The organism is Bacillus sp. PS217, assembly GCF_037963535.1.
Lineage (GTDB): Bacteria > Bacillota > Bacilli > Bacillales > Bacillaceae > Bacillus > Bacillus subtilis.
This window is the reverse complement of sequence record NZ_CP150157.1, coordinates 3,833,914-3,847,798: the sequence shown is the minus strand read 5'-3', so window position 1 is coordinate 3,847,798 and position 13,885 is coordinate 3,833,914. Positions and strand designations below refer to the sequence as shown.

Sequence of the window (13,885 nt, the reverse complement as noted above, 5' to 3'; positions counted from 1 at the left end):
TAATGTGAAAGGTGTTATTTTAGCCGGAGGAAACGGCTCACGCCTTATGCCCTTAACGAAAGCCGTCAACAAGCATTTGCTTCCTGTAGGCCCGTATCCGATGATATACTGGTCGATTATGAAGCTGGAGGAAGCCGGAATAAAAGACATTTTACTCATCAGCCAAAAGGAGCATATGCCGCAATTTTACAAACTGCTTGGGAACGGCGAAGAGCTTGGCGTTACTATCACTTATCAAGTACAGCCGGCAGCATCGGGCATTTCGGATGGGCTGTCTTATGCAAAGCGCTTTACGAAAAAAGAGTCTTTCATTTTATTATTAGGTGATAATATATTTGAAGATTCATTAAAGCCTTATACAGAACGCTTTGAACAGCAGGGGAAAGGAGCAAAAGTGCTTCTGAAAGAAGTTGATGACCCGGAACGCTTCGGGATTGCTGAGATTGATGAGAAAAACAAGCGGATTCGTTCCATCATCGAAAAGCCCGAACAGCCACCGACCAACCTTTGTGTTACCGGTATTTATATGTATGATGCAGAGGTGTTTTCATATATTGAACAAATATCACCATCAAAGCGCGGCGAGCTGGAAATCACCGATGTGAATAATCTATACATCGAAAACAGCCAGCTTACGTATGATGTGTTATCAGGCTGGTGGGTAGATGCCGGAACTCACGAATCGCTTTATCTCGCTTCCCAGCTTGTACACCAGGCTTTACGGAAAGGACAGGACGAAAAGTGATGGCAAAATCATATTTAATTACAGGCGGTGCCGGCTTCATCGGGCTCACGTTTACAAAGCTCATGCTGAGGGAAACGGATGCGCGCATTACCGTTTTAGATAAACTGACGTACGCCAGCCACCCGGAGGAAATGGAAAAATTAAAGCAAAACAGCCGTTTTCGCTTTGTAAAAGGGGACATCAGCGTTCAGGAGGATATCGACCGCGCGTTTGATGAGACCTACGATGGCGTCATTCACTTCGCAGCAGAATCGCATGTGGACAGAAGCATTTCTCAAGCAGAGCCGTTTATCACCACAAATGTAATGGGGACATACCGATTGGCGGAAGCGGTCTTGAAAGGAAAAGCCAAGAAGCTGATTCATATTTCAACAGATGAGGTATACGGGGATTTAAAAGCGGATGATCCCGCGTTTACAGAAACGACGCCGCTTTCTCCTAATAACCCATACTCAGCCAGCAAAGCAAGCTCTGATTTGCTCGTGTTGTCTTATGTGAAAACCCACAAGCTTCCGGCCATCATTACACGATGCAGCAACAATTACGGACCTTATCAGCACAGCGAAAAAATGATTCCGACGATTATCCGTCATGCGAAGCAGGGCCTGCCTGTTCCGCTGTATGGCGATGGACTCCAGATCCGAGACTGGCTGTTTGCGGAGGATCATTGCCGCGCGATCAAGCTGATTTTAGAAAAAGGGACCGACGGCGAGGTGTATAACATCGGCGGCGGAAATGAACGCACGAATAAAGAGCTGGCGAGTGTCATTTTGAAGCATCTGGGCTGTGAGGAATTGTTCGCCCACGTGGAAGACCGAAAAGGGCATGACCGGCGCTATGCGATCAATGCATCAAAGCTGAAAAACGAACTGGGCTGGCGGCAGGAAGTGACGTTTGAAGAAGGCATTGCGCGTACGATTCAGTGGTATACAGACAATGACCGATGAGAAGGTGATCTGATTGACAAAGGTATTGGTGACTGGGGCGGGAGGACAGCTTGGCTTGGAACTATGCCGCCAGCTGAAGCAAGCCGGATATGAGGTCATTGCGTTAACAAAGAAGATGATGAACATTGCTGACCAGCGCTCAGTACGGCATTCGTTTGGCCATTATCAGCCGGATATCGTGGTCAATAGCGCCGCGTTTACGTCGGTTGATCAATGCGAGAAAGAGCTTGATAAAGCGTACTTGATTAACGGAATCGGCGCTTATTATACAGCGCTTGAGTCAACCCGCATCGGAGCTCAATATGTTCATATCAGCACGGACTATGTATTCAATGGGAAAGGAACCCAGCCATATAGGGAAGACGATCCCCTCGATCCGAAAACCATTTATGGCAAAAGCAAAAGGCTCGGAGAAGAACTGATACGATTAACGACAAAAGACAGCACGATCATCAGGACATCGTGGGTGTACGGACATGGCGGCAGTAATTTCGTTGAAACCATGCTGAAACTTGCTGAAACGAAACAAGAGCTTCGGGTTGTCAGCGATCAAATTGGTTCGCCGACTTATACGAAGGATTTAGCAGAAGCGGTCATCAAGCTGTTCAGCCATCCGCCGGGCATCTATCATGTCAGCAATTCAGGCATATGCAGCTGGTATGAGTTTGCGACGGCAATTATGGAAGAAAGCGGGCTGGAAACAGCCATTTTGCCTGTAACGACAGAGGAATACGGGAACAAAACGCCCCGTCCGGCATACTCTGTGCTGAGCCATCGGGCTATTGAAGAAGCCGGCATCCGCCCCCGCCACTGGCGGGAAGCGTTACGAGAGTATTTGCAGGAAAGGAGCAGTGCGTGTGATTGATGGAGTCAAGGTGAAAAAATTGATGAAGCATAGCGATGACAGAGGCTTTTTTGCTGAGCTGGTCCGGGACGATGAGAATCTCCTTGAGCATTTTGGGCAGGCCTCTTGGTCGAAAAGCTATCCGGGTGTGATTAAGGCATTTCATTATCATGAGAAGCAGGATGATCTCTGGTTCTTCCCAACCGGCCACGCTCAGGTTGTCCTATACGATCTTCGAGAGGATTCAAAGACAAAAGGAGAAACGGACGTCTATTATATGGGCGAAGACAACCCGATGCTGTTATTAATCCCAAAAGGGGTGGCTCACGGATATAGAGTGCTGGGAGAGACGCCGCTGACAATTATCTATTTTACCACCATGTCGTATAACCCGGATCAGCCTGATGAAAAAAGAATTCCGTGGGATGATGAGACGATCGGTTTTAACTGGAACACTGAATTCAGATAAAAATAGGAACGTGATCAATCGAAGAGCAGAGGCATCTTCGACTTTTTTTGCCCTTTTTTAAAATAGGATAAAAGATAGGAAATGTCAGGTATATGTTACTAGAAAAAGAGAGAGGAATCGTCCATTTGAACCTTGTATAAACAGGAAGGAATTCTCATTGAATTCCAAGTGTTAATATTCCTTAAATAACATTTACTTCCATGGAAAATGATGATAGATTAATTTTTAAGAAAAAGAACTGGTAATTCGCGAATTATGAAAAAGCGCTTTTTCTGCAGAGGACGCTCTGGCCAAATTTCAACAATCAATTAGGGGGAAATGTCATGCTAAAAAGAACTTCATTCGTATCTTCATTATTCATCAGTTCAGCTGTTTTACTATCAATCTTACTTCCTTCGGGCCAAGCTCATGCACAGTCTGCATCAATCGAGGCAAAAACAGTTAACAGCACGAAAGAGTGGACCACTTCTGATATTGAAGTGACATATAAACCAAATGCGGTGCTTTCTCTTGGAGCGGTAGAATTTCAATTTCCTGACGGGTTTCATGCTACGACAAGAGATTCAGTGAATGGAAGAACACTGAAAGAAACACAGATTTTAAACGATGGAAAAACAGTCAGACTCCCGCTTACGCTTGATTTGTTAGGCGTATCCGAATTTGACCTCGTCATGGTGCGCAAAACGCTTCCTCGCGCAGGCACTTACACGATTAAAGGCGATGTAGTAAACGGTTTGGGAATCGGCAGTTTTTATGCTGAAACGCAGCTGGTGATTGATCCCCGTTAATCGATAGATTTGTAGTCAGAGACTGAGATGTTTTCAGTCTCTTTTTTTGTGGATTCAAAAGCTGGTACGGATCTTGCATGATGATAAGGGTGAATCCAATGCAGAAAGGAATTGGCGGGCTGATTTTTTTAAAGCGCTTACATTACAGCCGGCCAAAAAAACAATGAGGTGAAAAAGATGTCAGCAATGCAAGTCTCGAAAGATGAAGAAAAAGAAGCTCTTAACTTATTTCTGTCTACCCAAACAATCATTAAGGAAGCCCTTCGGAAGCTGGGTTATCCGGGAGATATGTATGAACTCATGAAAGAGCCGCAGAGAATGCTCACTGTCCGCATTCCGGTCAAAATGGACAATGGGAGCGTCAATGTGTTCACAGGCTACCGGTCACAGCACAATGATGCTGTCGGTCCGACAAAGGGGGGCGTTCGCTTCCATCCAGAAGTTAATGAAGAGGAAGTAAAGGCATTATCCATTTGGATGACGCTCAAATGCGGGATTGCCAATCTTCCTTACGGCGGCGGGAAGGGCGGTATTATTTGTGATCCGCGGACAATGTCATTTGGAGAACTGGAAAGGCTGAGCAGGGGGTATGTCCGTGCCATCAGCCAGATCGTCGGTCCGACAAAGGATATTCCAGCTCCCGATGTGTACACCAATTCGCAGATTATGGCGTGGATGATGGATGAGTACAGCCGGCTGCGGGAATTCGATTCTCCGGGCTTTATTACAGGTAAACCGCTTGTTTTGGGAGGATCGCAAGGACGGGAAACGGCGACGGCACAGGGCGTCACGATTTGTATTGAAGAGGCGGTGAAGAAAAAAGGGATCAAGCTGCAAAACGCGCGCATCATCATACAGGGCTTTGGAAACGCGGGTAGCTTCCTGGCCAAATTCATGCACGATGCGGGCGCGAAGGTGATCGGGATTTCTGATGCCAATGGCGGGCTCTACAACCCGGACGGCCTTGATATCCCTTATTTGCTCGATAAACGGGACAGCTTCGGTATGGTCACCAATTTATTTACTGACGTCATCACAAATGAAGAGCTGCTTGAAAAGGATTGCGATATTTTAGTGCCTGCCGCGATCTCCAATCAAATCACAGCCAAAAACGCACATAACATTCAGGCGTCAATCGTCGTTGAAGCGGCGAACGGACCGACAACCATTGATGCCACTAAGATCCTGAATGAAAGAGGCGTGCTGCTTGTGCCGGATATCCTGGCGAGTGCCGGCGGCGTTACGGTTTCTTATTTTGAATGGGTGCAAAACAACCAAGGATATTATTGGTCGGAAGAAGAGGTTGCAGAAAAACTGAGAAGCGTCATGGTCAGCTCGTTCGAAACGATTTATCAGACAGCGGCAACACATAAAGTGGATATGCGCTTGGCGGCTTACATGACGGGCATCAGAAAATCGGCAGAAGCATCGCGATTCCGCGGATGGGTCTAATTTGAGAAGCCTCCGCAAAATAATTTTGCGTTTGTTTTTTGCCTAAAGAGCAAAAATCGCAAAATAAATTTGCGTTCAAGATCGGAAATAGAGAAAGATGATCACCTGTTAGACAAATTTCTGTTCGATTCAACAAGTTTTTTCAGCAAAAGACAAGAAAATGGCATGATTCTTGCATTTTTATTCATATGCGAAGATATATTTCATAACACGAGGGGGACTACATATGACAGTCACATACGCACACGAACCATTTACCGATTTTACGGAAGCAAAGAATAAAACTGCATTTGGGGAGTCACTGGCCTTTGTAAACACTCAGCTCGGCAAGCATTATCCGCTTGTCATAAATGGAGAAAAAATTGAAACGGACCGCAAAATCATTTCTATTAACCCGGCAAATAAAGAAGAGATCATTGGGTACGCGTCTACAGCAGATCAAGAGCTTGCTGAAAAAGCAATGCAAGCCGCATTGCAGGCATTTGATTCCTGGAAAAAACAAAGACCGGAGCACCGCGCGAATATTCTCTTTAAGGCAGCGGCTATTTTGCGCAGAAGAAAGCATGAATTTTCAAGCTATCTTGTGAAGGAAGCGGGAAAACCGTGGAAAGAAGCAGATGCGGACACGGCTGAAGCGATAGACTTTTTAGAGTTCTATGCGCGCCAAATGTTAAAGCTCAAGGAAGGGGCTCCGGTGAAGAGCCGTGCTGGCGAGTTCAATCAATATCATTACGAAGCGCTTGGCGTGGGCATCGTCATTTCTCCATTTAATTTCCCGCTTGCGATTATGGCGGGAACAGCGGCGGCAGCGATTGTGACAGGAAATACGATTCTCTTAAAACCGGCTGACGCAGCCCCGGTAGTGGCAGCAAAATTTGTCGAGGTCATGGAGGAAGCGGGTCTGCCAAACGGCGTTCTGAATTACATTCCGGGAGATGGAGCGGAGATCGGTGATTTCTTAGTTGAGCATCCGAAAACACGGTTTGTCTCATTTACAGGTTCCCGTGCAGTCGGCTGCCGGATTTATGAGCGAGCCGCCAAAGTGCAGCCGGGCCAAAAATGGCTCAAACGGGTAATTGCAGAAATGGGCGGAAAAGACACAGTGCTTGTCGACAAGGACGCTGATCTTGACCTTGCTGCATCCTCTATCGTGTATTCAGCATTTGGATATTCAGGACAGAAGTGTTCTGCGGGCTCCCGCGCGGTCATTCATCAGGATGTGTATGATGAAGTGGTGGAAAAAGCTGTGGCGCTGACCAAAACGCTGACTGTCGGCAATCCAGAAGATCCTGATACGTATATGGGTCCCGTGATTCATGAAGCATCCTACAACAAAGTGATGAAATACATTGAAATCGGCAAATCTGAAGGCAAGCTATTGGCCGGCGGAGAAGGCGATGATTCAAAAGGCTACTTTATTCAGCCGACGATCTTTGCAGATGTTGATGAAAACGCCCGCTTGATGCAGGAAGAAATTTTCGGCCCAGTTGTTGCGATTTGCAAAGCGCGTGATTTCGATCATATGCTGGAGATTGCCAATAACACGGAATACGGATTAACAGGTGCGCTTCTGACGAAAAACCGTGCGCACATTGAACGGGCGCGCGAGGATTTCCATGTCGGAAACCTATATTTTAACAGAGTATGTACCGGAGCAATTGTCGGCTATCAGCCGTTCGGCGGTTTTAATATGTCAGGAACAGACTCAAAAGCAGGCGGTCCCGATTACTTAATTCTTCATATGCAAGCCAAAACAACGTCCGAAGCTTTTTGATTTGAGAGAAATAAAATCGTGCGATTCTTTAGCGGATCGCACGATTTCAACTTTTTGATCAGGAGGACAATTTATGCAGTATACAAAAATCAGTCACATGAATCCGGCTGAAAGAGTGGAGGCGCTGACAGCATCTCTGGTCAGCCTCAGCAGCGTGAACGGCACCGTTGGAGAAGGGACAAAAGCAGATTTCATCAAAGAAGTGATCACGAGCTATCCTTATTTTCAGGAAAACCCCAGTCATGTGTGGGAACAGGCCATTCCCAATGACCCATACAATCGCAAAAATATTTTTGCGTTTATTAAAGGACATGGAGAAAGCCGTAATACAGTCATTTACCATGCCCATCTGGATACAGTTGGAATCGAAGATTTCGGCCCTTTAAAGGATATCGCTTTTGATTGTGAGAAATTGGCCGAGTATTTCAGCCGCTATGAGTTCGATCAGGATGTTCAGCGGGATGCCAAATCAGGCGAGTGGATGTTCGGAAGAGGATCTGTCGATATGCAAAGCGGCATCGCCGTGCATTTAGCCAATCTCCTGCATTTTTCGGAGAACCTTGAGACGTTGCCGGGAAATGTATTGTTTATGGCCAATCCCGATGAGGAGAGCCAGCATTCGGGCATTCTTGCCAGCATTTCAGAGCTGAACCGGCTAAAAAAAGAAAAACAGCTTCACTATTTGGCTGCTATTAATACGGATTTTATTACCCCGCTTTACGATGGTGATCAGACAAGATATATCTATACCGGAGCCGCGGGAAAACTGCTGCCTTGCTTTTACATTTACGGGCGTGAAGTCCATGTTGGCGATACACTGGCAGGAATTGACCCAAATTTCATTTCATCTGAAATCACAAGCCGTCTCCACAATAACATCCATCTGGCAGAAAAGGTTGAAGGGGAGTTGGTTCTGCCCCCATCCTGTTTGTATCAGCGTGATAACAAGGAATCCTATAATGTGCAAACGGCTGTCAGCACCAGCTTGTACTTCAATTGTTTTATTTATGAAAGAACAGCAAAAGAAATGATGGATTTGCTTATTGAAGTCACTGAGGAAGCATGCCAAGAGACAGAACAAAAATTATCAGATTATTATGAAGAATATGTAAAAAGAGCCAACCTGCCAAAGAAACATTTATCATGGGGCATTCAAGTGTATAGCCTGGAGCAATACTTAGAAAAGCTGAGAAACCGGGGGATAGATCCCGAGCAGTGTATCGAGCAGACATTCAAAGCCAACGAGCACCTTGAACTTCGCATGAGATGCTTTCAGGCAATCGAAGAGCTTCAAAAGCTTGACCCCGATCAAGGCGCAAAAGTCATTCTATTTTACGCACCTCCTTACCTGCCGCATAACTATTTGAAAGAAGATAGCGCAAGAGATCAGCTTTTGCAGCATGTGATTAAAGAAGCGGCTGACAAAACCGCTGAATCGACAGGCGAAACATTTGTCTTCAAAAAGTTTTTCCCCTACTTGGCAGACGGCAGTTTTTTATCACTGCACGAAACCGATGGCGAAATTGATTCTTTTATCAGGAACTTCCCTGGGTGGAATATGATTGGAACCATTCCGTTCAAAGACATACGCAAGCTGAATATTCCATCCATTAATATGGGCGTGTACGGAAAAGACGGCCATAAATGGACGGAACGAGTCTATAAACCGTACACATTTCATGTATTGCCTCTCCTCATACAGCAAACCACCGTTCATCTTTTGCAAAGCTACCGGATGACCATCACGGCAAAAGAACCAAAGGGGGAAGGATGATGCAGAATCATAAAAATGAATTGCAGCGCAGCATGAAAAGCAGGCATTTGTTTATGATTGCTTTGGGAGGGGTGATTGGCACTGGGCTGTTTCTAGGCTCTGGCTTTACCATTAGCCAGGCGGGACCGCTCGGCGCCATTGCCGCGTATATCATCGGCGGATTTTTAATGTATCTCGTCATGCTTTGTTTAGGAGAATTGGCTGTTGCCATGCCGGTGGCCGGATCGTTTCAGGCCTACGCCACTAAATTTCTGGGACCGTCGACAGGCTTTATGATTGGCTGGCTGTATTGGTTCAGCTGGGCGAATACAGTGGGGTTAGAGCTGACGTCAGCAGGCATTTTGATGCAAAGGTGGCTGCCCTCCGTTCCGATCTGGATATGGTGCCTCGTGTTCGGCATCGTCATCTTTTTGATTAATGCGCTCTCTGTCAGAAGCTTTGCAGAAATGGAATTTTGGTTTTCAAGCATCAAAGTGGCGGCGATCATATTATTTATTGTGATTGGCGGAGCCGCTGTGTTTGGCTTGATTGACTTTAAAGGCGGACAGGAGACACCCTTTTTGTCTAACTTTATGACTGATAGAGGGCTTTTCCCTAATGGGCTGCTGGCCGTTATGTTTACGCTGGTCATGGTAAACTTCTCGTTCCAGGGAACGGAGCTTGTCGGCATTGCGGCAGGGGAAAGTGAAAGCCCGGAAAAAACACTGCCAAAGTCCATTCGAAATGTCATTTGGCGTACGCTGTTTTTCTTTGTGCTCGCTATGTTCGTCTTGGTTGCCATCCTTCCGTACAAAACGGCGGGGGTGATTGAAAGCCCGTTTGTAGCGGTACTCGATCAAATTGGCATCCCATTTTCGGCAGATATCATGAACTTTGTCATCTTAACAGCCATTTTATCTGTTGCTAATTCGGGGTTGTATGCGGCGTCACGTATGATGTGGTCACTTTCATCAAATCAAATGGGTCCATCCTTTCTCACCAGACTGACAAAACAAGGCGTGCCGATGAATGCTCTGCTGATTACGCTAGGCATTTCAGGCTGTTCGCTGCTGACAAGTGTCATGGCCGCAGAAACAGTGTATTTATGGTGTATCTCAATCTCGGGCATGGTGACAGTTGTCGCGTGGATGTCCATTTGTGCGTCGCAATTTTTCTTTCGCAGACGTTACCTGGCTGAAGGCGGAAATGTGAATGATCTGGAGTTCAGAACGCCGCTTTATCCGCTAGTCCCGATTCTCGGATTTTGTTTATATGGCTGCGTGTTGATCAGCCTTATTTTCATTCCGGATCAAAGAATTGGCTTATACTGCGGTGTGCCGATCATTATTTTCTGCTATGCATACTATCATCTAAGCATCAAAAAGCGTATAAATCATGAACCGATTGAAAAAGAGCAGACAGAGGCGCAATAGAAAAAGCTCTCCGGGAGGCCGGAGAGCTTTTTTTACGTGTTACATCCTCATGTATTTTTAGAATGAAATATAGAAATATATAATGTGATTTAAATGAAAATAATAAAAGTTATAAAGATTTCGTTCGAATTGTAAATAGTGAAAAAACAATGCTAAACTATAATGCAACTTTATGATAAGAAGATTATGGAAGAGGTGTTTGAGAAAGAATGAACAGCAATCAAAACAATGACATCAAAACAAAACATCATTTTCCGTTATTGTTGGCACTGGCTTTAACGATGGGGGTATTTGCAGCCGGATCTGAAGAGCTTGTGATCTCACCGCTGCTGCCGGATTTAGCAAAAGCCTTCAGCTCAGATGTCAGTGTCCTTGCATTATCTATCAGTATTTACGGCATTATGATTTTTATCGGTGCGCCGCTTTTGGTTCCATTAGGCGATAAATACTCCAGAGAACTGAGTTTATTGGCCGGGCTTATGATCTTTATCATAGGAACGGTGATATGCGCTTTGGCTCAAAATATTTTTTTCTTCTTTTTAGGCCGGGCGCTTTCGGGATTGGCTGCGGGAGCGTTTGTTCCGACCGCTTACGCAGTTGTCGGTGATCGTGTTCCTTATACATACCGGGGCAAGGTGATGGGACTGATCGTTTCAAGCTGGTCGCTGGCGCTGATTTTCGGAGTGCCGCTCGGATCATTTATCGGCGGCGTCCTGCATTGGAGATGGACGTTTTGGATTTTCGCCTTGATGGGCGTTTTAGTTGTCCTGCTGATTCTCCTTGAAATGCGCCGCCATGCCCAACATAAAAACAGCGGCAAGGAAGAAATAGAAGAGCCGGCAGGAACATTCCGGGATGCGCTGAAAGTCCCTCGTGTACCTGTTTATATCACGATAACCTTTTGTAATATGATTGGTTTTTACGGTATGTATTCCTTTTTAGGCACCTATCTTCAGGACGTTTTTACCGGAGGAAACACGGCTGCGGGCTTATTTATCATGATTTATGGAATCGGGTTTTCCATGAGTGTGATTACAGGAAAGATAGCCGACCGCATCGGAAAAATGCGCTCCCTTTTGATTGCGCTGGGGGTCATCAGCGTTCTGCTGGCGTGTTTACCATATGCGCCGGCGTCTATGTTTCTGTTAATCGCCAGCCTATTTATTTGGGGATTAATGCAAAGTTTGACGGTGACGCTGCTCAGCACCATTTTGAGTGACTGCTCAGAGCGTCATCGCGGAAAAGTCATGGTATTTTACAGCCTCGCCTCGAATCTGGCCGTGACATTAGGTTCTGCTTTAATGGGACCCGTCTATGTGGCATACGGCTATGCAGCTGTCGGATTGATTTGCGCAGCCATCACAGTCCTCGGATTTGTGCTCAGTGTATTCGCATATAAAAAGTACGGCAAACTTGAGCAGAAGGCCGATCAGTCCTTATCTCAATAAACAAAGTTTCTAAATTCCTATAATTAAAAACCCTTTTTAAAGGGTTTTTTTGTTTGTATGGGAATAATTATCAATATTTTCAAAAAACATTGACAGTTCAATTTCCGCTGGATAAAATTTACTTAAAATTTTAAAAGATTGGTTGGTGCTCATGATTATATTGGATAATAGCATTCAGACAAAAAAAAGAACTGATTCACTATCCAAACTCATTACAGTCAACACGCTCGGCCCTGAGGGGACAAGCAGTGAGTACGCAGCAAAGCATTTCATTTCCAATTTTACTCTTCTACAAGGGCTGAACAGTAAATTGTCCTTGCATGATACTTTTGAATCGTGCATCGAAAGGACGCTCCAAAGCCCGCTGGAATATACCATCGTCCCACATGCTTACGATGGCATTAAGCATTTCTACATGAGGCCGGATTTGCAGCTATTGCAGATCTTCAGGTGCGATACACCGATGTACGGCCTGGCTGTTCGTCCTGATTTTGAATTCAGAGACGATATGCTTGATACATCTGTTATTGTTTCACATCCTTCACCTATTAATTTAATAAAATATTTTACCCGCAAAGATGTTCGTTTCAAACTAGTCAATTCAACCAGTCAAGCCGCAAGAAAAGTAAAAGAAGGTTTGTATGACATTGCCTTAACCAATGAGCTTGCACGGCAAAAGTACGGGCTAACCTTTGTAAAAACATTCAAAAGCATTCCAATGAGCTGGTCATTATTTGGAAAAGGAGACGTTGATGATGAAAACTAAAGAAGATATGCAGGAGCTTTATTTCCCGACACCGAAATTAATTGAATGGGAAAACGGAGTGAGGCAGTATTCAACCGTACGAGGGGATACTGAAGTATTAATGTCTTACGTCCCGCCGCATACCAATGTTGAACCCCATCAGCATAAGGAGGTCCAAATCGGCATGGTCGTTTCTGGCGAGCTGATGATGACTGTCGGAGATGTGACAAGAAAAATGACAGCCTTGGAATCTGCCTATATCGCGCCGCCGCATGTGCCTCACGGGGCAAGAAACGACACAGACCAAGAAGTGATTGCTATTGATATCAAGCGGCTGAAAGCTGATGAAACATATACAAGTCCTGAGGACTACTTTTTGGATATTTTCAAAACAAGAGACCTGCTGCCGGGCATGGAAGTCACGTTCTTTGTTGAGGATTGGGTAGAAATTATGCTTGCCAAAATCCCTGGAAATGGCGGAGAAATGCCTTTCCATAAACATCGGAATGAACAAATCGGCATCTGCATCGGCGGCGGCTATGACATGACGGTCGAAGGCTGCACAGTCGAGATGAAATTCGGCACAGCCTATTTCTGTGAGCCTCGTGAAGATCACGGTGCCATCAACCGTTCGGAAAAAGAATCAAAATCGATTAATATCTTCTTCCCGCCGCGCTACAACAGAGCAAAAGCAAAAAAAATGAAGGCGGATGAATGATCATGAACCTCACCGATAAAACCGTCCTCATAACAGGAGGCGCATCAGGCATTGGTTATGCTGCGGTTCAGGCTTTTTTGGGCCAGCAGGCCAATGTGGTTGTGGCGGATATTGATGAAGCGCAGGGAGAAGCAATGGTACGAAAAGAAAATAATGACAGGCTGCACTTTGTGCAAACGGACATCACAGACGAAGCTGCCTGCCAGCACGCAGTTGAATCGGCGGTTCATACATTTGGCGGGCTCGATGTCTTGATTAATAATGCAGGCATCGAAATCGTGGCGCCTATTCACGAGATGGAGCTCAGAGATTGGAACAAGGTGCTGCAAGTCAATTTGACCGGCATGTTTTTAATGAGCAAACATGCACTCAAGCATATGCTGGCCGCCGGCAAGGGCAACATTATTAATACGTGCTCTGTCGGCGGACTCGTGGCATGGCCTGATATTCCTGCCTATAACGCCACCAAAGGCGGGGTTTTGCAGCTGACTAAATCAATGGCTGTTGATTATGCGAAGCATCAAATTCGCGTGAACTGCGTATGCCCAGGGATCATCGACACACCGCTGAATGAAAAATCATTCCTTGAAAATAATGAAGGCACACTTGAAGAGATCAAAAAAGAAAAGGCGAAGGTAAATCCGCTGCTGAGGCTTGGGAAACCTGAAGAAATAGCAAACGTGATGCTGTTTTTAGCCTCGGATTTATCAAGCTATATGACCGGAAGCGCCATCACCGCAGACGGAGGATACACCGCACAATAGAGAAG

The 13,885-nt window shown here is 45.6% G+C and carries 13 protein-coding genes; all 13 read left to right on the top strand.

Going from position 1 to position 13,885, the window contains the following annotated elements:
- Window positions 1-4: 4 nt before the first annotated feature.
- The 13 genes from NSQ83_RS19945 (at window position 5) to bacC (ending at window position 13,880) form a co-directional block, all read left to right on the top strand.
- Window positions 5-745, top strand: coding sequence for a sugar phosphate nucleotidyltransferase (locus tag NSQ83_RS19945; protein ID WP_014478328.1), 741 nt, complete (start codon window positions 5-7; stop codon window positions 743-745).
- Window positions 745-1,692 carry a dTDP-glucose 4,6-dehydratase gene (gene rfbB, locus NSQ83_RS19940; protein ID WP_003244201.1) on the top strand — a complete coding sequence of 316 codons (948 nt, stop codon included), beginning with the start codon at window positions 745-747 and terminating at the stop codon, window positions 1,690-1,692. Before NSQ83_RS19945 ends, rfbB begins: the two co-directional genes overlap by 1 nt.
- Window positions 1,693-1,705: 13 nt before the next feature.
- Window positions 1,706-2,557: a dTDP-4-dehydrorhamnose reductase gene (gene rfbD, locus NSQ83_RS19935; RefSeq protein ID WP_015250965.1), complete on the top strand. Its 852-nt coding sequence runs from the start codon at window positions 1,706-1,708 to the stop codon at window positions 2,555-2,557.
- Window positions 2,550-3,005: a dTDP-4-dehydrorhamnose 3,5-epimerase family protein gene (locus NSQ83_RS19930; RefSeq protein ID WP_003242881.1), complete on the top strand. Its 456-nt coding sequence runs from the start codon at window positions 2,550-2,552 to the stop codon at window positions 3,003-3,005. Before rfbD ends, NSQ83_RS19930 begins: the two co-directional genes overlap by 8 nt.
- A gap of 323 nt (window positions 3,006-3,328) precedes the next feature.
- Window positions 3,329-3,793, top strand: coding sequence for a biofilm surface layer hydrophobin BslB (gene bslB, locus NSQ83_RS19925; RefSeq protein WP_046160968.1), 465 nt, complete (start codon window positions 3,329-3,331; stop codon window positions 3,791-3,793).
- Window positions 3,794-3,970: 177 nt separating this feature from the next.
- Window positions 3,971-5,245 carry a glutamate dehydrogenase gene (gene rocG / locus NSQ83_RS19920; protein WP_114523613.1) on the top strand — a complete coding sequence of 425 codons (1,275 nt, stop codon included), beginning with the start codon at window positions 3,971-3,973 and terminating at the stop codon, window positions 5,243-5,245.
- A gap of 226 nt (window positions 5,246-5,471) precedes the next feature.
- Complete coding sequence (pruA, locus tag NSQ83_RS19915) at window positions 5,472-7,019, top strand: L-glutamate gamma-semialdehyde dehydrogenase (RefSeq protein WP_198878418.1); 1,548 nt, start codon at window positions 5,472-5,474, stop codon at window positions 7,017-7,019.
- Between the two features lie 73 nt (window positions 7,020-7,092).
- The gene (locus NSQ83_RS19910) at window positions 7,093-8,793 is read left to right on the top strand and encodes a M20/M25/M40 family metallo-hydrolase (RefSeq protein ID WP_198878419.1); all 1,701 of its coding nucleotides are present in this window, start codon (window positions 7,093-7,095) and stop codon (window positions 8,791-8,793) included.
- Entirely contained in the window at window positions 8,793-10,205 is a 1,413-nt protein-coding gene (locus tag NSQ83_RS19905) for an amino acid permease (protein ID WP_198878420.1), read from the top strand. The genes NSQ83_RS19910 and NSQ83_RS19905 overlap by 1 nt, the downstream gene beginning before the upstream one ends.
- Window positions 10,206-10,414: 209 nt before the next feature.
- Window positions 10,415-11,653: an MFS transporter gene (locus NSQ83_RS19900; protein WP_122895621.1), complete on the top strand. Its 1,239-nt coding sequence runs from the start codon at window positions 10,415-10,417 to the stop codon at window positions 11,651-11,653.
- Window positions 11,654-11,804: 151 nt separating this feature from the next.
- A complete protein-coding gene (gene bacA, locus NSQ83_RS19895; RefSeq protein WP_009968341.1) occupies window positions 11,805-12,419 on the top strand; it encodes a prephenate decarboxylase in 615 nt (204 codons plus the stop codon).
- Complete coding sequence (bacB, locus tag NSQ83_RS19890) at window positions 12,409-13,116, top strand: 3-((4R)-4-hydroxycyclohexa-1,5-dien-1-yl)-2-oxopropanoate isomerase (protein WP_003244300.1); 708 nt, start codon at window positions 12,409-12,411, stop codon at window positions 13,114-13,116. Before bacA ends, bacB begins: the two co-directional genes overlap by 11 nt.
- Before the next feature lie 2 nt (window positions 13,117-13,118).
- Complete coding sequence (gene bacC, locus NSQ83_RS19885) at window positions 13,119-13,880, top strand: dihydroanticapsin 7-dehydrogenase (protein ID WP_120363589.1); 762 nt, start codon at window positions 13,119-13,121, stop codon at window positions 13,878-13,880.
- Window positions 13,881-13,885 lie beyond the last annotated feature (5 nt).

What these genes read in the sequence shown, in the direction of transcription:
- rfbB (WP_003244201.1), top strand. Translation starts at nt 745, where the DNA reads ATGGCAAAATCATATTTAATTACAGGCGGTGCCGGCTTCATCGGGCTC.
- bslB (WP_046160968.1), top strand. Translation starts at nt 3,329, where the DNA reads ATGCTAAAAAGAACTTCATTCGTATCTTCATTATTCATCAGTTCAGCT.
- rocG (WP_114523613.1), top strand. Translation starts at nt 3,971, where the DNA reads ATGTCAGCAATGCAAGTCTCGAAAGATGAAGAAAAAGAAGCTCTTAAC.
- pruA (WP_198878418.1), top strand. Translation starts at nt 5,472, where the DNA reads ATGACAGTCACATACGCACACGAACCATTTACCGATTTTACGGAAGCA.
- NSQ83_RS19910 (WP_198878419.1), top strand. Translation starts at nt 7,093, where the DNA reads ATGCAGTATACAAAAATCAGTCACATGAATCCGGCTGAAAGAGTGGAG.
- NSQ83_RS19905 (WP_198878420.1), top strand. Translation starts at nt 8,793, where the DNA reads ATGCAGAATCATAAAAATGAATTGCAGCGCAGCATGAAAAGCAGGCAT.
- NSQ83_RS19900 (WP_122895621.1), top strand. Translation starts at nt 10,415, where the DNA reads ATGAACAGCAATCAAAACAATGACATCAAAACAAAACATCATTTTCCG.
- bacA (WP_009968341.1), top strand. Translation starts at nt 11,805, where the DNA reads ATGATTATATTGGATAATAGCATTCAGACAAAAAAAAGAACTGATTCA.
- bacB (WP_003244300.1), top strand. Translation starts at nt 12,409, where the DNA reads ATGAAAACTAAAGAAGATATGCAGGAGCTTTATTTCCCGACACCGAAA.
- bacC (WP_120363589.1), top strand. Translation starts at nt 13,119, where the DNA reads ATGAACCTCACCGATAAAACCGTCCTCATAACAGGAGGCGCATCAGGC.